21 protein-coding genes are annotated in these 24,622 nt (G+C 66.8%); 4 read left to right on the top strand and 17 right to left on the bottom strand.

Translation table 11 applies throughout. The annotated features are described in order from the left end of the window. Window position 1: 1 nt before the first annotated feature. From ACNPP0_RS00845 to ACNPP0_RS00770, 16 genes are all read right to left on the bottom strand, one after another. Complete coding sequence (locus tag ACNPP0_RS00845) at window positions 2–1,126, bottom strand: zinc-dependent alcohol dehydrogenase family protein (RefSeq protein ID WP_448704773.1); 1,125 nt, start codon at window positions 1,124–1,126, stop codon at window positions 2–4. Window positions 1,127–1,242: 116 nt separating this feature from the next. Continuing rightward, window positions 1,243–1,995, bottom strand: a complete 753-nt coding sequence (locus ACNPP0_RS00840; RefSeq protein WP_046807567.1) for a glucose 1-dehydrogenase — start codon at window positions 1,993–1,995, stop codon at window positions 1,243–1,245. A 25-nt stretch (window positions 1,996–2,020) separates the two neighbouring features. Continuing rightward, on the bottom strand, window positions 2,021–3,457 hold the full coding sequence (locus ACNPP0_RS00835; protein WP_448704772.1) for an aldehyde dehydrogenase family protein: 1,437 nt from the start codon (window positions 3,455–3,457) through the stop codon (window positions 2,021–2,023). A gap of 16 nt (window positions 3,458–3,473) precedes the next feature. After that, window positions 3,474–4,130 (bottom strand): ABC transporter ATP-binding protein, encoded by a 657-nt coding sequence (locus ACNPP0_RS00830; RefSeq protein ID WP_332610118.1) that lies wholly within the window; start codon window positions 4,128–4,130, stop codon window positions 3,474–3,476. Between the two features lie 3 nt (window positions 4,131–4,133). Beyond that, the gene (locus ACNPP0_RS00825) at window positions 4,134–4,874 is read right to left on the bottom strand and encodes an ABC transporter ATP-binding protein (protein WP_448704771.1); all 741 of its coding nucleotides are present in this window, start codon (window positions 4,872–4,874) and stop codon (window positions 4,134–4,136) included. A 2-nt stretch (window positions 4,875–4,876) separates the two neighbouring features. After that, complete coding sequence (locus ACNPP0_RS00820; RefSeq protein WP_448704770.1) at window positions 4,877–5,899, bottom strand: branched-chain amino acid ABC transporter permease; 1,023 nt, start codon at window positions 5,897–5,899, stop codon at window positions 4,877–4,879. After that, window positions 5,899–6,804 (bottom strand): branched-chain amino acid ABC transporter permease, encoded by a 906-nt coding sequence (locus ACNPP0_RS00815; protein WP_448704769.1) that lies wholly within the window; start codon window positions 6,802–6,804, stop codon window positions 5,899–5,901. Before ACNPP0_RS00815 ends, ACNPP0_RS00820 begins: the two co-directional genes overlap by 1 nt. Before the next feature lie 266 nt (window positions 6,805–7,070). Continuing rightward, window positions 7,071–7,685, bottom strand: coding sequence for an electron transporter SenC (locus tag ACNPP0_RS00810; protein WP_448704768.1), 615 nt, complete (start codon window positions 7,683–7,685; stop codon window positions 7,071–7,073). After that, a complete protein-coding gene (locus tag ACNPP0_RS00805; RefSeq protein ID WP_448704767.1) occupies window positions 7,682–9,067 on the bottom strand; it encodes a GldG family protein in 1,386 nt (461 codons plus the stop codon). Before ACNPP0_RS00805 ends, ACNPP0_RS00810 begins: the two co-directional genes overlap by 4 nt. Further along, window positions 9,064–9,777, bottom strand: a complete 714-nt coding sequence (locus ACNPP0_RS00800) for an ABC transporter permease (RefSeq protein ID WP_332610110.1) — start codon at window positions 9,775–9,777, stop codon at window positions 9,064–9,066. The genes ACNPP0_RS00805 and ACNPP0_RS00800 overlap by 4 nt, the downstream gene beginning before the upstream one ends. After that, window positions 9,774–10,742: an ABC transporter ATP-binding protein gene (locus tag ACNPP0_RS00795; RefSeq protein WP_448704766.1), complete on the bottom strand. Its 969-nt coding sequence runs from the start codon at window positions 10,740–10,742 to the stop codon at window positions 9,774–9,776. The genes ACNPP0_RS00800 and ACNPP0_RS00795 overlap by 4 nt, the downstream gene beginning before the upstream one ends. Window positions 10,743–10,776: 34 nt before the next feature. Beyond that, on the bottom strand, window positions 10,777–11,643 hold the full coding sequence (locus ACNPP0_RS00790) for an N-acyl homoserine lactonase family protein (RefSeq protein ID WP_448704765.1): 867 nt from the start codon (window positions 11,641–11,643) through the stop codon (window positions 10,777–10,779). Window positions 11,644–12,084: 441 nt separating this feature from the next. After that, a complete protein-coding gene (locus ACNPP0_RS00785; RefSeq protein WP_448704764.1) occupies window positions 12,085–14,088 on the bottom strand; it encodes an aconitase family protein in 2,004 nt (667 codons plus the stop codon). A gap of 23 nt (window positions 14,089–14,111) precedes the next feature. After that, on the bottom strand, window positions 14,112–15,095 hold the full coding sequence (locus ACNPP0_RS00780; RefSeq protein ID WP_448704763.1) for a Bug family tripartite tricarboxylate transporter substrate binding protein: 984 nt from the start codon (window positions 15,093–15,095) through the stop codon (window positions 14,112–14,114). Between the two features lie 153 nt (window positions 15,096–15,248). Next, the gene (locus ACNPP0_RS00775; protein ID WP_448704762.1) at window positions 15,249–16,094 is read right to left on the bottom strand and encodes a LysR substrate-binding domain-containing protein; all 846 of its coding nucleotides are present in this window, start codon (window positions 16,092–16,094) and stop codon (window positions 15,249–15,251) included. A gap of 233 nt (window positions 16,095–16,327) precedes the next feature. Then, a complete protein-coding gene (locus ACNPP0_RS00770; protein ID WP_448704761.1) occupies window positions 16,328–19,882 on the bottom strand; it encodes an indolepyruvate ferredoxin oxidoreductase family protein in 3,555 nt (1,184 codons plus the stop codon). Window positions 19,883–19,991: 109 nt separating this feature from the next. Between ACNPP0_RS00770 and ACNPP0_RS00765 the strand changes: the two genes are divergently transcribed. Beyond that, window positions 19,992–20,897: a LysR substrate-binding domain-containing protein gene (locus ACNPP0_RS00765; RefSeq protein ID WP_332610097.1), complete on the top strand. Its 906-nt coding sequence runs from the start codon at window positions 19,992–19,994 to the stop codon at window positions 20,895–20,897. Between the two features lie 19 nt (window positions 20,898–20,916). Here ACNPP0_RS00765 and ACNPP0_RS00760 read toward each other — a convergent pair whose 3' ends face one another. Further along, complete coding sequence (locus tag ACNPP0_RS00760; protein ID WP_332610095.1) at window positions 20,917–21,825, bottom strand: LysR family transcriptional regulator; 909 nt, start codon at window positions 21,823–21,825, stop codon at window positions 20,917–20,919. A gap of 120 nt (window positions 21,826–21,945) precedes the next feature. On the opposite strand from ACNPP0_RS00760, the gene ACNPP0_RS00755 reads away from it, so the two are divergent. From ACNPP0_RS00755 to ACNPP0_RS00745, 3 genes are all read left to right on the top strand, one after another. Next, complete coding sequence (locus ACNPP0_RS00755) at window positions 21,946–22,539, top strand: amino acid synthesis family protein (RefSeq protein WP_448704760.1); 594 nt, start codon at window positions 21,946–21,948, stop codon at window positions 22,537–22,539. Beyond that, entirely contained in the window at window positions 22,536–23,408 is an 873-nt protein-coding gene (locus ACNPP0_RS00750; protein WP_448704759.1) for an alpha/beta fold hydrolase, read from the top strand. The genes ACNPP0_RS00755 and ACNPP0_RS00750 overlap by 4 nt, the downstream gene beginning before the upstream one ends. A 126-nt stretch (window positions 23,409–23,534) precedes the next feature. Then, the gene (locus tag ACNPP0_RS00745; protein WP_448704758.1) at window positions 23,535–24,530 is read left to right on the top strand and encodes a Bug family tripartite tricarboxylate transporter substrate binding protein; all 996 of its coding nucleotides are present in this window, start codon (window positions 23,535–23,537) and stop codon (window positions 24,528–24,530) included. The last annotated feature ends 92 nt before the right edge of the window (window positions 24,531–24,622 follow it).

The following is a 24,622-nucleotide window of genomic DNA, read 5'->3' as shown; positions in this document are numbered from 1 at the left end:
CTTAGAAAACGATGGCGTCGCGCAGGCTGCCGCCGGTGGCGAGGTGATCGAACCCCTCGTTGATCTGGTCCAGCGAAAACGATTTGCCCATCATCCGGTCCACCGGCAGGCGGCCCGCCTTGTACAGGTCGATATAGCGGCCGATGTCGATGGCGGGTACGCCGGAACCCAGGTAGCTGCCGCGTATGTCGCGCTCTTCGCCGACCATCTGCGAGAGCGATAGCGGGAAGCTGAACTTGGGGTTGGGCAGGCCCGAGGTAACGGTCGCGCCGCCGCGCCGGGTCAGCTTGTAGGCGGTTTCAAAGGCGGGCACGGCGCCCGCCATGTCAAAGCCGTAGTCCACCCGGCCGCCGGCCAGATCGAACAGGTCGTCGTCGGTCTTGACCTGCTTGGGGTTGACGACGTGGGTGGCGCCCAGCTCTTTGGCCAGCGCCAGTTTTTCGTCGCTGAGGTCGATGGCCACCACGCGGCGCGCACCGGCCGCTACCGCAGCCAGCAAGGCCGACAGGCCCACGCCGCCCAGCCCGACGATGGCAGCGGTGTCGCCCGCCTTGATGCGCGCACGGTTCAACACCGCGCCCGCGCCCGTCAACACGGCGCAACCGAACAGCGCGGCTTCGCGATGGCTGAGTTCAACGTTGACCTGCACGCACGACCGGCGCGACACCACGGCGTATTCCGCAAAGCAGGACACGCCGGTGTGATGGTTCAAGTATTCGTCGCCGATGTGCAGGCGGCGGTCGCCACCCAGCAAGGTGCCTTGCGTGTTGACGGCGGCACCGGGTTCGCACAGCGCGGGGCGGCCTTCCATGCAGGGGTTGCAGCAGCCGCAGCTGGGCACAAACACCATGGCCACGTGATCGCCGGGTTTCAGGTCGGTGACGCCGGGGCCGGTCTCGACCACTTCGCCGGACGACTCATGCCCCAACACGATCGGCACGCCGCGCGGGCGGTCGCCGTTGATGACGGACAGGTCGGAATGGCACAGCCCGGCCGCCTTGATGCGCACCAGCACCTCGCCCGTGCCGGGCGGGTCCAGATCGACCTCGGTGATGGTCAGGGGCCGGGTCTGGGCATAAGGGCCGGGCACCCCTACGTTACGCAACAACGCCGCTTTGATTTTCATGCGCTGACATCCAAGTAGAAGCAATACGGGCTAGAAGCGATGCGGAGCGAAAGCAATACGGACCAGTAGCCATGCCGACCGGCAACCGGCCCGCAGGCACCGGCCCGATCACAGCCTTACACCGTGCGTCCGCCGTCCACGGGGAACTCCACCCCGGTGATGAATTCCGCTGCGTCGCTGGCCAGGAACAAGGCCGCCGCCGCCACGTCCGAGGGCTGGCAGAAGCGGCCCAGCGGAATGGTGGACACGAACTTGGCGCGGTTCTCGGGCGTGTCGGGCAGGCCCATGAACAGCTCGAACATGCCGGTGATGCCCATCACCGGGCAGATGGCGTTGACGCGGATGCCGTCGGGCCCCAGCTCCACGGCCATCGATTTGGACAGCACGTTGACCGCGCCCTTGGACGCGTTGTACCAACTAAGGCCGGGGCGCGGGCGGATGCCGGCAGTCGACCCCACGTTAAGAATCACGCCGCGCTTTTGCTTGCGCATCACGGGCACCACGGCTTGTGCCATGTGGTAGATCGACTTCACGTTGATCTCGAACATGCGGTCGAACATGGCCTCGTCCACGTCCAGCATGGGCTGGTTCTTGTGGGTGATGGCGGCGTTGTTGACCACGATGTCGACGGAACCAAATTTTTCCTGGCAGACGCGCACGACGTTGTCGATGTCGGCGCGGCTGGACACGTCGGCCTTGACCGCCAGCGCGGCGGCGCCCACTTCGGCAGCCACGCGGTCGGCGGCTTCCTTGTTGATGTCGGCGATGACGACCTTGGCGCCCTCTTTCGCATACAGCTTGACGATGCCCTCGCCGAAACCGCTGCCACCGCCCGTGACGATGGCGACCTTACCCTGCAACTGACTCATGACTTGACTCCGATATGCGTGGCGATCATTCGCCGTAGAACTGGATCAGCGTTTTGGTCGTGCTCATTTCTTCCAGCGCGATGAAGCCCTTCTCACGACCATGGCCGCTTTTCTTCACGCCGCCGAACGGCAGCTCCACGCCGCCGCCCGCGCCGAAGCCGTTGATGTAGACCTGACCGCACTTGATGCCGCGCGCCACGCGCTGCTGGCGTCCGCCGTTCTCGGTCCACACCGCGCCCAGCAGCCCGTAGTCGGTGGCGTTGGCCAGCCGGATAGCATCGGCTTCGGTGTCAAACGGCAGCGCCACCAGCACGGGCCCGAAGATTTCCTCGGTCAACAAGGTGCTGTCGTGCGAGGGTGCGGAAAACAGTGTCGGCTTCACGAAGTAGCCGCCAGAAGGCACGCCGTCGGCAATGGCGCCTTCGGCCGCTACGGTCAGGCCATCGGCCAGGCCCTTGGCGATGTAGCGGTTGACGCGGTCAAACTGCGCCTTGTTGACGACGGGGCCGCAGGTCAGGTCCATGTCCGGCGTGCCGGCGCGCACCTTGTAAAATTCGGCGGCCAGCGCCTTCATGAAATCGGCATAGACGCCGCGCTGCACCAGCAGGCGGCTGCCCGCCGTGCAGGTTTGCCCGGTGTTATGCACGATGCCCTTGACGATGGCGGGAATGGCCAGCTTGTAGTTGGCGTCGTCGAACACAATGTGGGCCGACTTGCCGCCCAGTTCCAGCACGCACTTGACCGCGTTGACGGCGGCGGCCTGCTGGATCAGCACGCCCACTTCGTTCGAGCCGGTGAAGGTGATGAAGTTGATGTCGGCGTGACGCGACAGGCTGGCGCCCGCCTCTTCGCCCAGGCCCGTCACGATGTTCAGCGCGCCCGGCGGAAAGCCCACTTCCAAGGCCAGCTCGGCCACGCGGATGATGGACAGGCAGGCGTCCTCGGCGGGCTTGACGACGCTGGCGTTGCCCATGGCCAGTGCCGGGGCCACGCTGCGGCCGAACATCTGCGCCGGGTAGTTCCACGGAATGATGTGGGCGGTCACGCCCAGCGGCTCGCGGATCAGCTGGACGGAATAGTCTTTCTGAAAAGGAATGGTCTGGCCGTGCACCTTGTCGGCCGCGCCGCCGTAAAACTCGAAGTAGCGTGCCAGCACCGTGATGTCGCCGCGCGCGGTGGACATGGGCTTGCCGGTGTCACGCGATTCCAGACGCGCCAGTTCTTCGTGATGCGCCAGCACGGATTCACCCAGGCGCAGCAGCAGGCGGCCGCGCTCCAGCGCCGTCATGCGGCCCCAATCGCCATCCAGCGCGGCGCGCGCGGCACCAACGGCAGCGTCCACGTCGGCTTGCTGACCACGCGGTATGGTGGTGAACACGTCGCCGTCCACCGGCGACACCACCTCTATGGTGCGCCCGTCCAGCGCATCGACCTGACGGCCGTTGATAATCATCTGCGTCATGCAAAGTCTCCGGTAATCAATTCAAGGTGATCGAGCCGCGCTCGATCGTCCAGATCTGGTCTGGGATATCGCCCAGCAGCTTCACGTTGGACTCCGTGATGACGACGCAAAGGTCGGGCTGCAATTCCTTCAGGCGCCCCAGCGCTTCGGTGTAGTCGCGCGCAAGCTTGGGGGCCAGGCCCTGGAACGGTTCGTCCAGCATCAACAGCCGCGTGCCGACCATGATGGCGCGCGCCAGCGCCACCATCTTTCCCTGCCCGCCAGACAGCGCCGAACCGGACCGGCCCAGCATGGGTTCCAGCTGCGGCACCACCTTCAGCACGGTCTGGATGCGGGCGGCGATTTCGGTCTTGGACTGGCCTTGCACTTCGCAAGGCAGGTTCAGGTTTTCGGCCACGGTCATGGTCGGGAAGATCACGCGGTCTTCGGGTGCATAGCCCACCTTCAACGCCGCGCGTTTGTGGCCGGGCATGGCCGTCAGGTCGGCGCCGTCGAACGCGATCTTGCCGGACTTGATCTTGGTCAGGCCCATGATGGCGCGCAGCAACGTGGTCTTGCCCGCGCCGTTGCGCCCCACGATGCCGATGGTTTTAGATGATTCAAAACTGGCGTTGACGTCGCGCAGGATGCGGTTGCCTGCCAGGTCTACGTTGATGGCCGATAGGTTCAGCATGGTTCAGGCCCCCAGCACTTCGCTTTTGATCTGCGGGTTGTTCAAGACTTCGTCCGGCGTGCCGTCGGCCGCCACCTTGCCGGCGATCCAGGCGGCCACGCGCGTGGCGTAGCGCGACACGATGTCCACGTCGTGCTCGACAAACCAGCTGGTCACGCGGCGCTCGTCCAGCGCGTGCATCACGGTTTCCATCAAGGCGAATTTGTCTTCGGACGCGACCCCGCTGGTGGGCTCGTCCATGATGAGCAGCTTGGGGCGCAGCGCCAGCGCCATGGCCACGTCCAGCAGCTTGCGCTTGCCCTCGGGCAGTTCGATGGAAGCTTCGTCGGCTTCGGGCAGCAGGCCCACCAGGTCCAGCGTGGCGTCCACTTCCGTTTCGTCGATGGTGCTTTCCAGCGAACGGAACCAGCTCAGTTCCTTGTTGCGGCGCGCGGCGGCAATCTGCACGCACTGGCGCACCGTGTGCTCGGTGAACAGCTGCGGTAACTGAAACGAGCGGCCCAGCCCCAGGCGCACGATCTTGCGCGGCGCCATGGCGGTGACGTCGCGCCCGTCGAAAACCACGCGGCCCTTGGACGGCGCCAGGTAGCCCGTGCAGATGTTGATGAAGGTGGTCTTGCCCGCGCCGTTCTGGCCGATGACGGCCAGACGTTCGCCTTCGTGCAACTCAAAGTTGATGTTGTCGGCCGCGATCACGCCGCCGAACGCCAGGTAAAGGTCTGTGGTTTGAATAAGCGGTTTCATCATCAGTTCCTGACCGGCGCTTGCGTATTGGCGGAAACGCGCGCTTGCAAGGTGGCGTTGGCGCGGGCGCGGGCCCGGGCCCGGGCCTCATCGCGCTTTCGCGTGGCGATGCGTTTCATGATCTGACCGACAAACCCGGTGGGAAACATGAAGATCACCAGGATCAGCGTCAAACCCAGCAGGAACTGCCACAGGCCGGGGAAGTAAGCGGCCGACACCAGCTTCACCGTTTCAAAACCGACGGCGCCCAGGAACGCACCGGCCGCATGGCCCGCGCCGCCCAGGATGGTGATGAACACGAATTCGCCCGAGCGCAGCCACGACCCGATCTCGGGGGTGACCAGGCCCTGCATCAAGGCCAGGATCGCGCCCGAGAAGCCGACCACCACGGCCGACAGCAAATACCCCTTCCACATGATGAAGTAGGCAGAAAAGCCCAGGTATTCAATGCGCGTTTCGTTGGTCTTGATAGCCGACAACGCCTGCCCGCTGCCCGAACGGAAGTAGCGCTGCACCCACCAGGCCAGCACCAGCGACAACACCAGCGTCAGCACCAGCAACGCACGTTCGAAGGACTCGCGCTCCATCAGCACGCCGGCCATTGTCGGGCGCACGATGCGCATCCCGTCCGAGCCGCCGGTCAACGTGTACAGCTTGCCCAGCAAGGCGAACAACACCATGCTCAACGCCAGGTTCAGCATGCCGAAGAAGATGCCGCGATAGCGCACCACGAACAGGCCGATCACGATGGCCGCCAGGAAGCTGGCGACGACGCCCGCCATAATCAGCAGCAGCGCGTCGGTGCCCGGCATGGCGCGCGCCAGGAACGCGACCGTGTAGGCAGAGATGCAGGAATACATGGCATGGCCGAACGAGATCTGGCCGGCCCGCGCCATCACCGACACGCCCAGCGCCGCGATGGCGTAGGTCAGGCCGATGACGATGGGGGTGATCGTCCAGGACAGGCTATAGCCAAGAGCTAGCGTGGCAATCGCGGCCACGAGGCTGAGTACGACGACTTTCATCAGATCCTCCGGGCTTGGGCGACGGTGAACAAGCCATGCGGCCGGATGATCAGCACCAACACCATGATGATGTACGGCACCGCCACTTCCAGTTCGGGCGCGGCGTACACGGCAATGGCGCGGATGACGCCGATCAGCAGCGCCGCGATCAGCGCGCCGGTGATCTGGCCCAGCCCCGCCGTGGCCACCACCGCGAACGACAGCACCGTCATGTCGGTACCTGCGCCCGGCACCAGCGACGTGGTGGGCGCGGCCAGCGCGCCGCCCAGCGCTCCCAGGATGGTGGCGATCACAAAGGTGACGTAGCCAATCTTCTTGGCGTTGATGCCCAGCGAGGTGGCCACTTCACGGTTGTGCGTGGTGGCGACCGTCTGCTTGCCCAGCTTGGTGTGGCGCAGGAAATACTCCAGGCACACGTAGGCCAGCACGGCCGTCACGGGCACCACCACCAGTTGGTAGGTGGTGTAAGTGATGTCGCCGATTTCGATATTGCCCAGGCGGTTCACGACTTCGCTGGCGCTGTAGGGCTGCGCGCCCCACAGCAGGCGCTGGATGTCTTCCAGCATCAGGAAGCCGCCAAAGGTGATCAGCAGTTTCAGGATGGGGTCGTAGTTCTGCGCGCGGCGGATCAGCACGAACTCCATGATGCTGCCCAACGCCAGGCCGACCGCGATGGCAGCCGCGAACAAGGCGGCGAACAGCAGGAAGGGGGAATCGGTTTTGGGCGCCAGGAACATGACGAGGCTGGCCGCGGCATAACCGCCGAAAGCGTAGAAGGCGCCATGGGCAACGTTCAAGATGCCCATCACGCCGAACACCAGGGTTAACCCCATCGACACCAGAAATAGCAGACTGGCGTACGCCACGCCATCCACCAAGGCGAGAGGCAGTAGATCCAAGGTCAAGCGTCTTCTCCCAATACGCTAAACACCTGCCCCGTCCGCGATGCGTTGCCGGGGCAACTGGCATCGCCGGCAAGGCGGCGTGGGCACATGGCCCGGGCGTGCGCGTGGCGCGCCCTTGTCTCGTTATCAACCTTGCCGCCTTGGCTTCGAACGCGAATCGAAGCGGGACGGAAGGCACTTTTAGGGACCGGCGCGATCACTGGCAAGCGCCACTTTTCGTACTAGTCCGATGTGCAGCGAAGTATAGGGACGCCCCTTTTGAGCGCCTATTTATCTTTGCGCAAGCCGGGTTTCACAAGCGATAGAGAGGCCGTGCTCGCCGTGTCGGGCGCATGCGGGTTTACCTGAATCATCGCGGCCATCGGCGCGCGCGTTTGGTAATCGGGGATGATGCGCAGGTGCGGTTCATCGGGCAATTGGACGTAACGGCCTAGTCCATCTGGCGTGAGCGCGCCGACGTCCATCCGGGCTAGCGCCGCGCCTTTGTCGTCGTCGATGGCGATGCGCAGGCCGGACGGATTCAGGCCATACGATTCGCCGGGCTGCGGGGTCAGCACGCGATCGCTGCGAGCTTGCGAAAACAGCGACAGGAAGTCGTCTGCGTCGAAGGCGGGGGGTGTGGGGGGGGTTGCACTGCCCGGCATCGCGGCCCAACCCTGCGCGGCGCGTGTGTACGTCGCCGTGGATGCGGGCGTGGACAGCGTGATGCGCGCCGCCTGCGCGGCGTTCCACGCGTACAGCCGCGCCGGCTTGCCGGTGTCGTCATGCAGGTGCGTGTGGCCGCCGTGCGCGGCGGGCGAGTCGACGGCCTCGTGCCATTGCCAGGCGGACAGCGCAACGCCCGCCGCCAGCAACATCAGCCAGCCACGCCCCGCGTTCATCGCCGCCTCCACCACAGCAGCAGGCCCGTCATCAAGGCCAGCAACGGCAAGGCCACGGTACTGGTCCAGAACACGGTGCGCATCTGGCGATTGGTCAGTTCAACGCGGCGGTTTTCGTAATGGCGCGGGCGTATCGTCAACAAGGCGTCTTCACCGGCCAGCAGCGTGACGGCGCTGGTAAAGAGCGCACCGTTGCCCAGCGTGGCGAAATGGCGGTTGGTGGCGAAATCGCTATCGCCCGCCACCAGCAGCGTGGGCCGCGCCGACCCGTCGGCGCTGGCAGCTTGTGCGTTGCGCGTGGCCAGCGCCATCAAGGTGTAGCGCCCCGCCTGCTGCCCGGGCAATTGCGCCTGTGCCGACGTCTGCGCCAGCGGCGTGACGGTCACGCCCTGCGGCAACGCATCGCCCGCGGGCTCCAGACCGGCCGCGCCGGGAAAGAAACTTAACGGCAGGCCGCGCGTCATCTTGTGGCGCGTGTAGTCGCTGACGGCCGGGCTGCCGGGATCGTTGCGGTAATGGCTGCCGGGGTCGAGCAGCGCGCCCATCGGCCGCGCGATACCGAAGTCGGCCAGCAGCGCATCCAGCCCGTGGCGCGTGTCCGGCTCCAGCAGCAACAGGGTCTTGCCGCCGCCGGCCGTCCAGCGGCGCAGCGCATCTGCGTCGTCGCCACCGAAGGGGGTGCGCGGCCCCGCCGCCACCACCACGGCGCAGGACGGCAAGGCTTGCGCCAGGCTGCCCGCGTTGATACCGCGGGTGGCAAAGCCCAGCGTTTGCAAGGCGTTGCGCGCCATCGCCATGCCATGCTGCTCGTGCACCTCGACGCGCGCCACCAGGTTTTCATCGTCGCCGTGGTCTTCCAGATCGTCCAGCGACGTCAGGCTGTCGAGCATGGCTTCGCGATGCCCTTGCGTAAAGCACACCGTTTGCGCGCCACGCTGGCTGATGCGGATCAGCGCGTTAGTGAAGTCGGTTTCGGTGCCGCCATTGATCGTCATCTTGCGCGCATCGGCCGCCAGCACCGCGCTGCCGGCGAACTGGATTCCCGCTTCGCGCGCCTCGGCCGGACGCAGCGCCGGGTCCACGCCGCGCACGCGGATCAGCGGGTTGGTATGTTCGTACTGGCGCAGCAGCTCCAGCGCGTCCACCATGCTTTTATTTCGCAGGTCATAGAACCACGTCACGTCCACCGGCTGTTTGATCTGGCGGGCTACTTCGACGCTTTCCGGCGACAGGCTGTAGAGGCGCTGCGCCGTCAGGTCCAAGCGGCCCAGATGGCGCGAGGCCCACAGGTTCAGCGCCAGCAGCAAGGCTGCAACGGCCAGCACCGGCAACCACAGCAGCAGGCGCCGGCCTGCGCGAAGCACGCGCGGGTTTGCGTTCATCGCAGCCTCCAGCGCTTCAGGTTGACGGCGGCCACCATCAAGGCCAGCAACGCCACGCTGGCCAGCGTGACCGTGGCCGGACCCGGCAACACGCCCCGGATGAAATCGACGTGTTGCGCCGACAAGGACAGCGCCTGAAAGAACGGCGACAAGGCGGGAAAGGCGTCCAGCGCGGCGGGGTAGTCGATGAACCACAACAGCACCAGGATGCCCCACGTGGCGCTGGCCGCCACGATCTGGTTGGTGCAGGCGCTGGACACGGCAATGCCGATGGCCAGGAACAGCGCGCCGTACAGGAACACGCCGACGTAACCGCCCACGATCGGCCCGTAGTCGGGCTGCCCGTACCACGCCAGCGGGAGCACGGCGGCGGTCGTGCCCGCCAGCATCAGGGCCAGCACGGTCAACCCGGCCGCGTATTTGGCCGCAACCAAAGTCGCGTCGGACAAGGGCAAGGTCAGCAGCAATTCCAGTGTGCCCTGACGCGCTTCCTCGGCAAACGCGCGCATGCTGACCAAGGGCATCACCAGGATCAGGAGGATGGTCATGTTGTGAAACGCGGTGACCATTTGCCCCGTGCTGACAAAGAACAGATTGAAGCTGAACAGATAGCCGGACAGTGCCCAGAACACGGCAACCACCACCAGTGCCACGGGCGAGCCGAAATCGGTGCGCAGTTCTTTTCGGTACAACGCCAGAAAGCCCTTCATGCCCGCCTCCGCATCACCGGGTCGTTAGGCGCCAGCGCGGCAAGCAGGCGGGCTTCCACGGCGTCATGCAGCGACAGCACCGCGCGCACCTGGGCGTGCGCCAACACGATGCGCAGCACGCGGTCGCACATGGCTGCGGACGGTTCGCCGCCCGCCGCCGTATCCCAACCGATGCGCCAATTGCTCAGCGCGGCGTCCTGTACGGTGGCGTCCACGCCGCGCACCCCCTCGCAGGCCAACAGCGCGGCGCGCAAGGCGGCGTGGGCGGCCGTTGGCAAGGCCAGCTGCAATTGCAGCGCGGCCTGCGCCTGCCCCAGCACCGCGTCTTCCACCAGCCGCCCCTGCTGCAAGATGACGATGCGGGTGCACAAGGCTTCCACCTCTTGCATCAGGTGGCTGCTGAACACCACTGCCCGGCCTGCCGCGCAGCGGCGGATCATGGCGCGGGCCTCGACGATCTGCACGGGGTCCAGGCCATTGGTGGCTTCGTCCAGCAACAGCACGGGCGGGTCGTTCAGCACCGCTTGCGCCAGGCCGACGCGCTGGCGCTGGCCCTTGGACAAGCGGCCGATGGCACTGCGCGCCACGGCTTGCAGGTCGAAGCCGTCGATGGCGCGTTCGATGGCAAGACGCCGCGCGCCCGCCCCCCCCCCCCCCTTCACCCCCGCGCCGAATTGCAGGTATTGCGTGACCGTCAGCGCGTCGTACAGCGGCGCGCGTTCGGGCAGGTAGCCGATGTCGGCGTTGCCCCGGCCCGGCGCGGGCTGCCGGCCGCACACGGTGACGCGGCCGCTATCGGGCGTGTAGAACCCGGCCATCAGGCGCAGGGTGGTGGTCTTGCCACTGCCGTTCGGCCCCAGCAGGCCCACGATTTCCCCGGGTGCCACGGACAGGCTCAGGGAATGCAGGACCTGCCGGGGCCCGAACGACTTGCAGACCTGGTGCAAAGCGACGGCCGGCTGCATGGGGCGCCTTGGGTTGGGCTTGCGTTGGTCGTGGTCAGTCAAAGACCTTGGTCTTGGCGTTTTGGGCGTGCTGCTCGGCGTCGTGGCTGTACCAGAGCTGGCCCTGGCGCGCATCGCGGATCTGCTTGAGCCGGTCGATGGCCTGCATGGACGCCGCGGTGTTCCAGGTGATGCCCGGGATGACGCCCGCCTCATTCTCGGCGGTGTAGATGGCGTCGGCCGCCAGCAGCACGGTGCCGGTGTTCTTCAGCTTGACCTGCAAGGACTGGTGGCCTTGCGTGTGGCCCTTGGTGTCCAGCAGCACGATGGTGCCGTCGCCGAACAGGTCGAAGTCGCCTTCCACCTGGATGAAGTCGTAGTCGCGCGTGGTGTCGAAGTCTTTCATGACATAGGCGGCGCGCTGGAATTTCTCGGGCCACCAGGCGGCGCGCAGTTCGGCCTTTTGCACGACGTGCTTGGCCTTGGGAAACATCTTGATGTTGCCGGCGTGGTCCAGGTGGAAGTGCGAATACACCACGTACTTCACGTCGCTGACGTCAAAGCCGGCGGCCTTGAGCTGGCGGTCGACGCCTTCGTCGCGGCCCTGGATGGAATTGAACGCGCCGCACAGGCCCTGCCCCCAATAGTTGGCGCAGTTGCCGTCGGCGGTGGCCTGGTTCATGCCGGTGTCGAACAGCACCAGCCCGCGCGGGTGCTGGATGACATAGGCGGGCACCGGGATCTTGATCTTGGTGCCCACGTCGACCATGGCGGTCATGAAGCCCTTGTCCAGTTCGATCTTGCCGACCGACAGCTGCATCAGCTTGATGTCGGGCGGCGCGTCGGCGGCCTGCGCGCCCGCCCCCGCCAACACCGCCACCATGCCCACCGCCCCTGCGAACTTCTTCCAGCTCTTGCTCATTGTCGTCTCCTCGGACCCACGGGTAACCGCCGCCGGAGGGCGACGGTCGATAGCAAGCCACCCGGTGTGTCCCGGGTTTTCTTTCGATAGGGTTCTGCTGTGCGGGGGAATGGCGCGGCGGATCGGTCCGCCGGCCCGGACGGCATCTGACGGCCGTTTTCTCTGTTGCGCACTCTGACGCAGCGCCGGGAGGCTGCCAATTAAGGATTTATTAAGCTGGGCTTCACGGCGGCCGAAGTGGTGACAACCCTAGGCCCGAGGCGATGTAGCCATCGACCCAGGCTGGCTACAGGCAGACGGCTATCGGCAGATGGCGGCGGATGTGGGCGGACCGATGGGGCGGACCGATGTGGCGGACCGATGGGGCGGACCGATGGGGCGGACCGATGGCGCGGACCGATGGCGCAGCGATGCGGCGATGCGGCGGTGCGACCGGGGCGATCAGCCCGCGTGACGCGCCTGCAATTCCGCGAACGATATCAGCGTGCCCGCCAATGCGCTGGCCATCACGGTGGGTGGGCTGGCCAGCCATACGCTGCCGGGGCCCGACCGGCCGGGGAAGTTGCGGTTGATGGCGCTGACCGTTACCTGCCCGGGGTCGGTGGATGAACCCGGCCCGCAGTTGGCGCAGGCGCCGCATGAGGGTTGCAGGATGCGGACGCCCACGGCGGCGAAGGTGCGGTCGTAGCCCCGCGCCACGCAGAAGTCGCGCACGGCCGTGGTGCCGTATTGCAGATACAGCGTCACGCCGTCGGGCAGGCGCAGGCCACGATCCACCGCCCAGGCCAGCACCTGGTGATAGGCGTCGAAGTCCTCACGCTTGCCGGCCGTGCACGAACCGCCGTAGGCGATGTCGATGCGCGGCCGCATGGCCAAGGTGGACAGGGCCACGCCGTTACCCGGGTCGCCCGGCGCCGCCACCATCGGCGACAGCTGCGTACAGTCCACGCGCAAGTGGCCGGCGTACGCGGCATCGGGGTCGCTGTGCATCCACGGCTGGATGGTCACGTCCACGCCACGGCGTTCGCGCAGAAAGCGCACCGTCTCGGCATCCGGGGCGACGATACCCGTCAGGCCGCCCAGTTCGGCAGTCATGTTCGTCAAGGTGGCGCGTTCGTCGATGGACAGCGCGGCGACGGCATCACCGGTGAATTCAAACACCTTGCCCACGCCCGCGCCCGAGCGGATGTCGGGCAAGGCCAGCAAGTGCAGCACCACGTCCTTGGCCGTGACGCCCGGCGGCAAGGCGCCCGCCAGCTCCACGCGCAGCGACGCGGGCAAGGTAAGCCGCACGGCGCCCGTGACGAACGCGTTGGCCATGTCGGTAGTGCCCACGCCAAAGGCCACGCAGCCCAGCGCCCCGCTGTGCGGCGTATGCGAATCGGTGCCCACCACCACTTGGCCCGGAAGCGCGTAGTGTTCGGCCATCATCGCGTGCGAAATGCCGGCGACGTTGCCACCGGCATCGCGCGCGGCCTGGGCTTCGGTCAGGGTGCGGTGATGCCGCAAGCCGTAGGCGTCGACAAAATCACGTTGCGCCTGGCACATGACGCGCACATTGGGCACGATGCCGGCCTTGACGTGATTGGGGCTTTCATCGACATACGACGTGTGGTCTTCGAACACCACGATGCGCGCGGCGTCCACCAGCCGCAGCGGGTGTCCGAAGCGGGCGTGCAGCATGTGCGCGGCCATGCCTGTGTAGTACTCGTGAATGAAGCGCCAGTCGGCGCGAAGAAACACGCCCGCGCCTTGCCTTGCATTGGCGGCCGTGACCGGCGTGGACAGTATGTGGCGCTGGATGATTTTCTCGAACAACGTGCAGGGCGCGGCGGCTGGCGGATGCGCCGGCTTCTCATCTGCCGTGGCGACGTCTTGCAGATGCGCCTGCCCGAACGCCAGCAGGCCACCCGCGCGCACGATGGCGGCGGCCAGGTCGTCGCGCCCCGCCACGATCTCGTCCACCGTGATGGATTCGCCCCGTTCCAGGCGCGCGACCAGGCCCAGGTCGGTGCTGGTGTACAGCCCGATGTTGTCGGCGTTCTGACGGTAGATGCGTTCAAAGCTCTCGGCGATAACGAGCCGCACGCCCGCCGATTTTTCCGCCATGGGGCTGTGTTCGCGCGACGATCCCTTGCCATAGCGCTTGCCCGCCACCACCACATTGATGCCCGCGCGCTTGATCGCATCGACGCCGATGGGTTGCGCGTCCGCAACCCGCAGACCGGTGTAGGGATAGCGCCCCAGCTTGTCGTCAAAGTGCGTCAGGATGGGCACCGGCGTGATCTCGTCGGTGGAAATATCATCGCGCAGCGGCGCGGCCGATGACGCGGCTACCGCCGCCCCTTGCAACTGCGCGGCGATACAGGCCGCGTCTTGCGACAGGAACAACAGGCGGGGCGCCGCGTCCAGCACGCGGGGCATTGTGGGAGGTACAACCGTCATGGCAATTTGTAGATATCCAAAGGTTATTCAGCCATCACCGCGGCGGCCTTGACCAGCGCCTGGCTCTTGGTGATTTCCGCGTTCAGCGTCTGCACCGCCTGCTCGGTTGTGCTGCCCTGCGACACAAAACCCTGGGGCGTCAGGGTTTTCAGCACGGCCGGATCGGCCATGGTGCGCTGCGTGGCCGCTTGCAGGGCGCGCACGATGTCGCCGGGCAACCGGGCCGGGCCGATCAGTGAAATCCACGCATCGTAGGCGTACCCCTTCACGCCGGATTCATCCAGCGTGGGCACATCCGGCAACGCCGCCACACGCTCGGGCGTGCTGACGGCCAGCGCGTGCAGCTTGCCGGCCTGCACCTGTGCCAGCACCGACGGCACGGCAAGGAACGCCACCTGTATCTGCCCCGACATCACATCCGTGATCAGCGCATTGCCGCCCCGATACGGGATGTGCATCATATTCACGCCCGCCTTGGACTTGAGCAGTTCGCCCGCCAGATGCAGCACGCTGCCATTGCCCGATGACCCATAGTTGATCTTGCCCGGCTGCGCGCGCGCGGCGGCCAGCAGGTCGCCCACGCTGCGATACGGCGAATTCTCGGCCACGGCCACGACCATGACGAGCGGCGTGGTGCCGATGACCGATATCGGCGTGATGTCCTTGACCGAGTCGTACGGCATGCTCTTGTACAGGCTGGGGTTGATGGCGTGGTTGGACGACACGATGGCCAGCGTGTAGCCGTCCGGCTTGGCGGCCACCAGTTGCCTAGTGCCGGGTATGCCCGCCGCGCCCGCCAGGTTTTCCACAATCAGCGGCTGCGCCAGGGTCTTGCCCAGGTTCTCGGCCACCACGCGCGCGACCACGTCGGCGGTGGAACCGGGCGAGGTCGGCACGATCAGGCGGATGGGGTGGTCGGGATAGCCGGCTGCTTGCGCGTGGGCCGTGGGCAACGCGGCGCTGAACGCCAGCGCACAGGTCGCCAGGAATCGAGTGGTGGGGGTCATGATGTCTCCGTATCGTCGCAGCGGGGTCTGATTGCCCCGGCTTGGGTCCCACGCCCGATGTCACGTCAAGGGCGCGGTTTGACTATAAGGAGCGCGTGGCGATTGCCGAAGTGTCGTCTGGGCAGGCCAGCCATCGCAAACCGAGATGCCGGGTCAGGCTTGCTGCGCCAGGAACTTGACCAGTGTTGCGGCGGTGGCCGACAGCTGCTGTTCACCGGGAAAAACGATGCACAGCTGGCGCCGCGCCCACTCGTCGGACAGCGGCCGTACCACCACATCCAGCGACTGAAGATAGAGTTCGGCCACTTGCTGCGGCATCACGGCAATGCCCAGGCCGGCATGCGTCATGCGGCATAGCGCGTCCAGGCTGGCGACGCGGATCTTCACGGCCAGCGTCGCGCCGATTGCGCGCGCCTGCGCCGCCAGCAATTGGGTCAGCGCGCTGTGTTCCCCCAGGCCCACGAAGGTTTCGCCCGCGATGTCCTGCAAGCTGAGCTGCCGCGCGCCGGCGCGGGGATGCTGCGACGGCAGCATCACCGCCAACCGGTCGCGCCGGTACGGCAACTGTTCCAGCCCTTCGGCCCCCGCCATGCGGTTGCAGATGCCGAAGTCGAAGGCGCGTTCGCGTACCAGGCGCAGCACGTCGGGGCTGTGCTGCTCTTCCAGGTCGATGTCCACTTCGGGAAACAGGCGCTGAAACGCCGCCACGTCTTCAGGCAAAAACTGCACGATGGCCGACAGGTTGGCCACCACGCGCACGCTGCCTTTCACGCCCGCATAAAAGCGCGACAGCTCGGCGCCCATGGACTCGACGTTGCCGATGATCTGTTGCGCGTAACGCAGCACCGTCTGTCCCGCCGGGGTGATCGACACGCCGCGCGTATGACGCTCGATCAGCGGCAGGCCGATCAGCGATTCCAGATCGGCAATGCGGCGGCTGACCGCCGAGGGCGCGATGAATTCGCGTTCGGCCGCCCGCGCAATGCTGTTCCCTGGCACACGGCCACGAACAGGCGAAGCGAGGTCAGGTCAAGTTTGCGTAGCAGGTTTTCCATGGCCGAACGGCGGGCGAAAAGCGAAGGCGAACGCGGCGGGCGATCCGCGTTGATGGGGGATCGTACACCAGCCGCTCCCCCGCCTTTGGCGGTGCAAGCATGGCCGCACGGCGCCACCCACGCGGCGGCCCCGGCCAGGGCCAGGGCCGCCCAAGCGCGGCCTGCCGGCCGGCGCGGCTACGCCGCCAGCGATCCCGCTTCCGGATGGCGATAACGTTTCAGCAAACCGGCCTGCCGCTCACGTGCCGCCGCCACGCTTTTCTCCTTGACGTGCCCGTAGCCACGGATCGAATCCGGCAGCATCGCCAGGTCCAGCGCGGCATCGCGATTGGCGGACGTCAGCGTGCGCGAGAACTCGTCGGCCAGCGCCAGGTAGTCCGCCGCCAGTTGGCGTTCCATGCGGCGCTCTTCGGTCTTGCCGAACACGTCCAGCCACGATCCCCGCACGCGCTTCATCGGCGCCAGCAACATGAAAGCCCAGCCCATCCACGCGCCGAACGCACGCTTTTGCAGACGGCCCTGCGCGTCGCGGCGCGCGAAGGCCGGTGGCGCCAGGTAGTAGCGCACGCGATAGTCCCGGCCCGGCTCGCCTTCAAACTGCGCTTGCAGCTTGGCCTTGAACGCCGGGTCGGTGTATAGGCGCGCCACTTCGTACTCGTCCTTGTAGGTCATCAGCTTGGCCAGGTTTGCCGCCACCGCGCGCGTCACCTCGCCGCGCTGCCCGCCAGGCAATGCCGCTTCGCGCGCACGCACCGCCTCTAGCGCCGCCAGATACCGCGCGGCATAGGCCTCGTCCTGGTACGCGCGCACATGCGCGGCCAGGCGCTGTATCAGGCCGTCCAGCGACTCGGGCAGCGCCACCACTTGCGCCGCCCTGGCCGGCCGCAGCGCGTCGGCACCCTGATGCGCCGCCCGGCGGCCCAGCTCGAAAGCGGCCAGGTTCTTTTGCACCGACACACCGTTGATCTCGATGGCGCGGCGCAGGCTGTCGCGGCTTAGCGGCAGCCCGCCGCGTTGCCACGCGTAGCCCAGCAGCAAAGGGTTGGCGTAGATCGTGTCGCCCAGCAGCGCCTCGGCCAGCGGCCCGGCTTCGATGAAGTCGCAATTGCCGCCCGTGCTTTTCGCCACCGCGGCTTCGGCTTGCGCACCGGGAAAGCGCCACGACGGTTGCGACAGAAACGCGGCCGTGGGCGCGGCGGCGCTGTTGACCACGGCGCGCCCGCGATCCGGGCGCAGGCGGGACAGCACCTCGGGCGATGCCGACACCAAGGCATCGCAGCCGATGACCAGGTCCGCTTCGCCCAGCGCCACGCGGGTGGCGTGCAGGTCTTGCGGCCCGTTAGCCAACTGCACATGGCTAAGCACCGCCCCGCCCTTTTGCGCCAGGCCGGCCATGTCCAGCACCGTCACGCCCTTGCCCTCGATGTGGGCCGCCGCGCCCAGCAGCGCCCCCACCGTCACTACGCCCGTGCCACCCACGCCCGCGCCCACCACGCGAAACGCGGCGCCCGGCGCGATGTGCGCGGGGTCCGGCAACGGAATATCGGGCGCGGTATCCGGCAAGGCCGATGCTCCGCCCGCCACGACGGGCTTGCGCAGCACCGCGCCTTCAGCCGTCACGAAGCTGGGGCAAAAGCCTTCCACGCAGGAAAAGTCTTTGTTGCACGAAGACTGGTTGATGCGCCGCTTGGTGCCCATGGGCGTGTCCAGGGGCTCGACGGACAGGCAGTTGGATTTGACCGAGCAGTCGCCACAGCCTTCGCACACGGCATCGTTGATGAAAGCGCGGCGCAGGGGGTCGGGATAGTCGCCCCGCTTCCTGCGGCGACGCTTCTCGGTGGCGCAGGTCTGGTCGTAGATCAGCACCGTGGTGCCGACGATATCGCGCAGCGCGCGCTGCACGTCATCCAGCGCCTTGCGGTGGTGCACTTCGACGGACGCGGGCAGCGCGGCGGCACCGGTGTATTTATCGGGCTCGTCGGTGACCACCACCGTCTTGACCACGCCTTCGGCCTGCATCTGCGCCGCAATCCGCGGCACCGTCAGCACGCCGTCCACGGGCTGCCCGCCCGTCATGGCGACAGCGTCGTTGAACAGGATCTTGTAGGTGATGGAAGCTCGCGCCGCCACCGCCGCGCGAATCGCCAGCAGCCCGGAATGAAAGTAGGTGCCGTCGCCCAGGTTGGCGAAGATGTGGCGTTCGCTGGTGAAATCCTTCTGCCCCAGCCACGCCACGCCTTCGCCGCCCATCTGGCTGAAGGTGTCGGTATTGCGGTCCATCCACATCGCCATGTAGTGGCAGCCGATGCCCGCCACGGCGCGCGAGCCTTCCGGCACGCGCGTGGACGTATTGTGCGGACAGCCGGAACAGAACCACGGTTTGCGTTCTTCCACCAGCGTGGGGCGGGCGGCCTCGCGTTCCTTGGCGTCGATCACGGCAAGGCGCGCCGCGATGCGCGCCCGCAATGCGTCAGACAGGTCGGCTCTGTCCAGGCGCGCGGCGATGGCGCGCGCGATCAGCGCGGGCGACAGCTCATAGCGCGCGGGCAGCAGCCAGTTGCCACGCGGGGATGACCATTCGCCGCCGCCGTGTTCGCGTTCGTCGAACTTGCCGAACACGCGCGGGCGTACGTCGTCGCGCCAGTTGTACAACTCTTCTTTCAGCGCGTATTCCAGGATCTGGCGCTTTTCCTCGACCACCAGGATTTCCTTCAAGCCGGTCGCGAATGCGCGCGCATCGCTTGCATCCAGCGGCCAGATGCAGCCCACCTTCAGCACCCGGATGCCGGCTTCCTGACAGGCGGCGTCGTCCAGCCCCAGGTCGTTAAGCGCCTGGCGCACATCCAGATAGGCCTTGCCCGCCGTCATGATGCCGAAGTGCGCGCGCGGGGAATCGATCACCACGCGGTTCAGCTTGTTGGCCCGCACGTAGGCCAGCGCGGCATACCACTTGTGGTCCAGCAGGCGCGCCTCTTGCGCCAGCGGCGAGTCCGGCCAGCGGATGTTCAGCCCGCCTTCGGGCAGCGCGTCTTGCGGCAGGACGATCCGCACGCAGTCGGGGTTGACGTCCACCGACGCGCTGGATTCCACCACGTCGGTCACGCATTTCATGGCCACCCACAAGCCCGTATAGCGGCTCATCGCCCAACCGTGCAGGCCGTAGTCCAGGTACTCCTGCACGTTGGACGGGTACAGCACGGGGATGCCGCTGGCGATCAGGACGTGTTCAGACTGATGCGCCACCGAGGAGGACTTGGCCGCATGGTCATCGCCCGCCAGCATCAGCACGCCGCCGTGCGCGGCGGAGCCGGCCGAATTGGCATGTTTCAGCACGTCCACCGACCGGTCCACGCCCGGCCCCTTGCCGTACCACATGCCAAATACGCCGTCGCGCGTGGCGCCCGGAAACAGGTTGACCTGCTGCGTGCCCCAGACGGCGGTGGCGGCCAGATCTTCGTTCACGCCCGGCTGGAACACCACATCGTGCGCGGCCAGGTGTTGCTTGGCCTTCCACAGCGCCTGGTCCAGGCCGCCCAGCGGCGAGCCCCGGTAGCCGGAGATATAGCCGGCGGTGTTCAGGCCCGCCTGCTGGTCGCGCAGCTTTTGCATCAAGGGCAGGCGCACCAGCGCCTGGGTGCCGCTGAGATAGACGCGGCCGGTGTCCTGCGTGTACTTGTCTTGTAGCGACAGGCCATGGGTCTCGGCCGCGCCCGGGGGTAAGGGGGCATTCACGCGTTTGTCTCCTGCGGATGGCGGGGTTTTTTCAGTGTTTTCCGCAGTGTAGGAAGCGCGCTGGCTATCGTATATTCATAGTTTCAGGTAGCGGGTATTCGGAAAACAGATGGCAAACGATGTCACCCTGCGGCAGTTGCGGTACTTTGCGGCGGCCGCCCGCAGCGGCCGGTTTTCCAGGGCGGCCACCGACGAACACGTGTCGCAATCAGCCGTCACGAATGCGGTTCTTGCGCTGGAGGCGCAGTTGGGCGTGCGTCTGTTCGACCGCCACCCGCACGGGGTGACGCTGACGCCGGAAGGCCACAACTTTCATCGGCGCACGCAAGACATCCTGGATTCCCTGGATGACGCCATCCGCGAACCCGGCTTTCAGCGTTATGCCCTGCGCGGCTCGGTGCGCATCGCCGCGTCATACACGGTGCTGGGTTACTTCCTGCCCGACCTGCTTGCCCGCTTTCGCCGCCGCTATCCCGATGTGACGCTGGACCTGGTGGACATGGACCGCCCGGATATCGAGGCTGCCGTGGCCGGCGGCGATGTCGAGTTGGGCATTGCGCTGCTGTCCAACGTGGACAAGCGCGATCGCTTTGCGCATCAGGTGCTGGTGCGGTCGCGGCGGCAGCTGTGGACGGCGTCGGGCCACCCCCTGCTGAATGCGTCGGCGCCGTCGCTGGCGGACATCGCCCGCTACCCCTACATCCTGCTGGAAGTGGACGAGGGTGAAAGGTCCACGCTGGGCTATTGGCGCACGCATGGCCTGACGCCCGACATCGCGCTGCGCACGCGGTCGATGGAGGCGCTGCGCGGGCTGGTCGCACACGGGTTCGGCGTGACCGTGCTGTCGGACATGGTGTATCGACCGTGGTCGCTGGAAGGCCGCAAGATCGAAGCGGTGCCCATCACCGACGCCGTGCCGCCCATGGAAGCCGGCCTGCTCTGGCACCCGCGCGCGGCCATGGCCAAGCCCGCCACCGCGTTTCGACAATTCATGATGGTGGCCTGCGGCGTCTGAGCGCCGTGCCGTCGGCCGGCTACACCAGCGCTGCACCCTTGCGGCGCGTGAACTGCGCCAGCGACCGCAAGGCCAGCGCATGCATGGCCGCCACCGAGGGCAACAAGGTTTCTTCCCTGCGGGTCAGTACACCCACGATGCGCTCGACCGTCGGCTCGCACAGCGGCACGAACGCCAAGCCGCTACTGACGGACGGTCGCGCCAGCACCGGCAGCACCGTCACGCCCAGCCCGCTGATTACGCTGGCCAGCAACGACGCGCGGTTCGACACCACCATGGCCGGGTCATCGATGGCGCCGCCCAGTTGCCGGTTCTTGAGCGTGTCGAAGGTGGCGTTGCCGATCAGGCGTTCACCCTCCAGCGCCGCCCACGGCACGGCCCCGCGCCGCCGCGCCAGCGGATGCGATTTGCGGCACACCAGCCCGAAGGCATCTCGCGCCACCGGGGTGAACGCCACCTCGGCCGTGCGCGGTACCTGGCCGGCAACGCCCACCTGCACCTCGCCGGTCAGCACCAGCCGGTGCACGTCCTGCGACGATTCATCCACGGCGCGGATGCGGATATCGGGGTGGCTGCGCGCGTAGCGTTCCAGCAGGCGTGGCAACCATTCATCGGCCAGCGACGGCATCACCGCCAGCGACACCGGCCCCGTATTGCCCATGCCCAACTGCCGCGCCGCATCCAGCACGCGGTCATGCGTGGCCAGCAATTCGCGCAGCAGGGGCGCCACCGCCAGGCCCAGTGGCGTCAGCTGGGCCCGCTTGCCGGCTTCGAACAGCGGCGCGCCCAATTGCTGTTCCAGGTCCTGCATGGCGGCGGACACGGCGGCCTGCGAGCGGTGCGTGCCCTCGGCCGCCAGCCGGAAGCTGCCATGGTCGGCCGCCAACAGGAATTGGCGCAGGTGCTGAATCTTCAGGGGTGTGGGCATGGCGGGTGTGGGTTGACTTCAGGTTTTCCGAAATTAACTTGAGTTAATTTGGATTGTCAAAATTCTGCCCTGGCTTGAACAATAGGTCCATCGTCAGCCCTTATGCATTGGAGCAATCGAATGGCCCTGCAAGTCCGAAAGATCATCAGCTACGTGGAAAAGACCTGCATCGAAGGCGGCAAGCCGGCCGAGCGGCCGCTGGTCATGATCGTGGCCGCCGCCGTGATCCGCAACCCCTGGGCGGGCCTGCCGTTCCAGGAAGACCTGCGCCCGCGGATTCTGGAAAACGCGCCGCCGCTGGGCGAACTGCTGGTGGCCGAAATACTGCGGCAAGCGGGGTCGGCCGACCAGATCGAAGCCTATGGCAAGGCCGCCGTGGTGGGCACGTCGGGCGAAGTCGAACACGCGTCCGCGCTGATACACACGCTGCGCTTTGGCAACGCCTATCGCAACGCGGTGGGCGGCACTAGCTACCTAGCCTTCACCAACACGCGCGGCGGCCCGGGTTGCGTGATTTCCGTGCCATTGATGCACAAGGAAGACGAAGGCTTGCGTTCGCACTACCTGACCGTGCAAACCAACATCAACGACGCCCCCGCCCCCGACGAAATCGTCATTGCCCTGGGCGCGGCAACGTCCGGCCGGCCGCACCACCGCATCGGCAACCGCTATTCCGATTTGCAGGAACTGGCGCAAGAGGCGCAAACGAAATGAGCACGCCACGTCGACGATCCGGCCGTGGCGCGCCGCTGGTGCTGCTGCACGGCGTGGGGCTGGACCACACGCTTTGGGACGATCTGGCGCCACAGCTGGAAGCCCGCTTTGACGTGCTGCGTTACGACTTGCTGGGCCATGGCGCGGCGCCCGGCATCCAGGGCGCCGCCAACATCGCACAATTTATCGCGCAGCTGGATGCCGAGCTGGATGCGGCGGGCTGGGGCGAAGCCAACGTGCTGGGCTATTCCATGGGCGGCCTGATCGCGGGCGCCTACGCCGCCGCCCGGCCTGAACGCGTAACCCGGCTGGTGCTGCTCAGCACGGTGTTCCAGCGCACGCCCGACGAGGTGCGGGCCGTGCAGGCGCGCCTGGTGGCCGCTGCCACACAGGACGTGGCGGCGTCGGCGGCGGTGTCGTTGCAACGCTGGTTCACGCCCGCGTTCGAAGCTGCCCGCCCCGAGCGCGTCGCCGCCATCGGCCATCGCTTGATAAAAAACAACCGCGCCAACTTCCTGGCGGCCTATCGTCTGTTTGCGCATGGCGACCCGCTGCTGACGCAAGCCGCGCCCGATATTGCCTGCCCCACGCTGGTGATGACGGGCAGTGATGACGTCGGGTCCACGCCCCGCATGTCGCGCGCGCTGGCACGGGCGCTGCCCGACGCGCGAGTGCGCGTGCTGGACGGGCAACGGCATATGCTGCCGGTGGAAGCGCCCGAGGCGCTGGCCTCGGCGTTGCACGGCTTTTTATTGCCGGGGGGGCAATCGGATGCACCACTGGACGGTATGCCCGACCGGGCGAATGACCCGGCGGCCCAGCCATTGCGCAGCCCGTCATCAAGCCCGTTTCCTGGCCATAGGATGTAGAAAGCCCAAGCCCAACGCCGTCCGCCACGCCCACACCACCGACCACGCAGACCCGCGCTGAATCGCCCGCCCGACAGAGGCGATCGGCCAACGCTCTGAAGACGGAGCGCAGATGGAGACAAATGCATGAATCGCAGAACCGTTTTGAAGCACCTTGCCCTGGGCGCAACGACGCCGCTGGCCGCATCATTGGGCTTGTCGTTGGGCTTGTCGCTAAGCCGGAATGCCGCCGCGCGCGAGGCGCCACTGCGCGTCATCGTGCCGTTTCCACCGGGCGGCGGCACCGATGTGCTGGGCCGCGTCATTGCCGCCACGCTGGAAGGCGCGCTGGACCGCCCCGTGGTCGTCGAAAACAAGCCCGGCGCCAGCGGCATGCTGGGCGCCGACTACACCGCCAATGGCGCCAAGGACGGCAGCGTACTGCTGTTTGCCGGGCTGGTGCCCTCCGTGCGCTACTACGCGCGTCCGCCTGAAGAGGTGCTCAAGCAGCTGGCGCCCGTCTGCCCCATCGCACGTTCTCCCTACATGGTGGCCGTCAATGCCGACCTGCCCGCCAAGACACTGGCGGACCTGGTGGCCCAGGCCAAGCGCGATCCCAAGGGCTTGACGTTCGGGTCGCCCGGCAACGCCACGCCGCAACACCTGGCGACCGAACTGCTGCAAGCGGCGTGCGGCATCGACATGCTGCATGTGCCGTATCGCGGCACGGGCCCAATGATGACGGACCTGCTGGGCGGCCAGATCCAGTTGGTGGTTGCCACGGTGGCCGCCGTTGAGCCGTATATGAAGGGCGGACGGCTGCGCGTGCTGGCCGTTACCAGCCGTGAGCGGCTGGCGAAATATCCCGACATTCCCACGGTTGCGGAAAGCGGCTACGCCGGGTTCGACGCGCAGATCCAGTTCGGCACGTATTGCGCGGCCGGCACGCCCGACGCGGTGATTGCGGCGTTGAACCAGGGCATCAACCGCGCACTGCAAACCGAGGCCGTAAGCGGCAAGCTGGCCGAACAGGGCTTTGCCCCCACAGGCGGTACACCCGCGCAGTTGCAACAGTCGCTGCTGGCCGAGATCCGCAACGTGGCTGGCTTGGTGCAGGCGGGCAAGGTCCGCGTGGACCTGTAGCGATTGTTTCCGCGCCGGTGCAATCGGCAGAGTTCGGGCTGACCTGTAGCGATCTGTAGCGGGCGGTAGCGAAGGGGCGCGCCGCGAACCAG

It is taken from the genome of Achromobacter semiaridum, assembly GCF_053543755.1.
The sequence above is the reverse complement of the archived record's forward strand: the minus strand, read 5'-3'. Positions and strand labels throughout refer to the sequence as shown.

Coding starts and splice junctions, on each gene's coding strand:
- ACNPP0_RS00745 (WP_448704758.1), top strand. CDS start 23,535: ATGAATCGCAGAACCGTTTTGAAGCACCTTGCCCTGGGCGCAACGACG.
- ACNPP0_RS00810 (WP_448704768.1), bottom strand. CDS start 7,685: ATGAACGCGGGGCGTGGCTGGCTGATGTTGCTGGCGGCGGGCGTTGCG.
- ACNPP0_RS00785 (WP_448704764.1), bottom strand. CDS start 14,088: ATGACGGTTGTACCTCCCACAATGCCCCGCGTGCTGGACGCGGCGCCC.
- ACNPP0_RS00750 (WP_448704759.1), top strand. CDS start 22,536: ATGAGCACGCCACGTCGACGATCCGGCCGTGGCGCGCCGCTGGTGCTG.
- ACNPP0_RS00825 (WP_448704771.1), bottom strand. CDS start 4,874: ATGAAACCGCTTATTCAAACCACAGACCTTTACCTGGCGTTCGGCGGC.
- ACNPP0_RS00780 (WP_448704763.1), bottom strand. CDS start 15,095: ATGACCCCCACCACTCGATTCCTGGCGACCTGTGCGCTGGCGTTCAGC.
- ACNPP0_RS00835 (WP_448704772.1), bottom strand. CDS start 3,457: ATGACGCAGATGATTATCAACGGCCGTCAGGTCGATGCGCTGGACGGG.
- ACNPP0_RS00765 (WP_332610097.1), top strand. CDS start 19,992: ATGGCAAACGATGTCACCCTGCGGCAGTTGCGGTACTTTGCGGCGGCC.
- ACNPP0_RS00845 (WP_448704773.1), bottom strand. CDS start 1,126: ATGAAAATCAAAGCGGCGTTGTTGCGTAACGTAGGGGTGCCCGGCCCT.
- ACNPP0_RS00830 (WP_332610118.1), bottom strand. CDS start 4,130: ATGCTGAACCTATCGGCCATCAACGTAGACCTGGCAGGCAACCGCATC.
- ACNPP0_RS00805 (WP_448704767.1), bottom strand. CDS start 9,067: ATGAACGCAAACCCGCGCGTGCTTCGCGCAGGCCGGCGCCTGCTGCTG.
- ACNPP0_RS00795 (WP_448704766.1), bottom strand. CDS start 10,742: ATGCAGCCGGCCGTCGCTTTGCACCAGGTCTGCAAGTCGTTCGGGCCC.
- ACNPP0_RS00760 (WP_332610095.1), bottom strand. CDS start 21,825: ATGCCCACACCCCTGAAGATTCAGCACCTGCGCCAATTCCTGTTGGCG.
- ACNPP0_RS00790 (WP_448704765.1), bottom strand. CDS start 11,643: ATGAGCAAGAGCTGGAAGAAGTTCGCAGGGGCGGTGGGCATGGTGGCG.
- ACNPP0_RS00800 (WP_332610110.1), bottom strand. CDS start 9,777: ATGAAGGGCTTTCTGGCGTTGTACCGAAAAGAACTGCGCACCGATTTC.
- ACNPP0_RS00755 (WP_448704760.1), top strand. CDS start 21,946: ATGGCCCTGCAAGTCCGAAAGATCATCAGCTACGTGGAAAAGACCTGC.
- ACNPP0_RS00840 (WP_046807567.1), bottom strand. CDS start 1,995: ATGAGTCAGTTGCAGGGTAAGGTCGCCATCGTCACGGGCGGTGGCAGC.
- ACNPP0_RS00820 (WP_448704770.1), bottom strand. CDS start 5,899: ATGAAAGTCGTCGTACTCAGCCTCGTGGCCGCGATTGCCACGCTAGCT.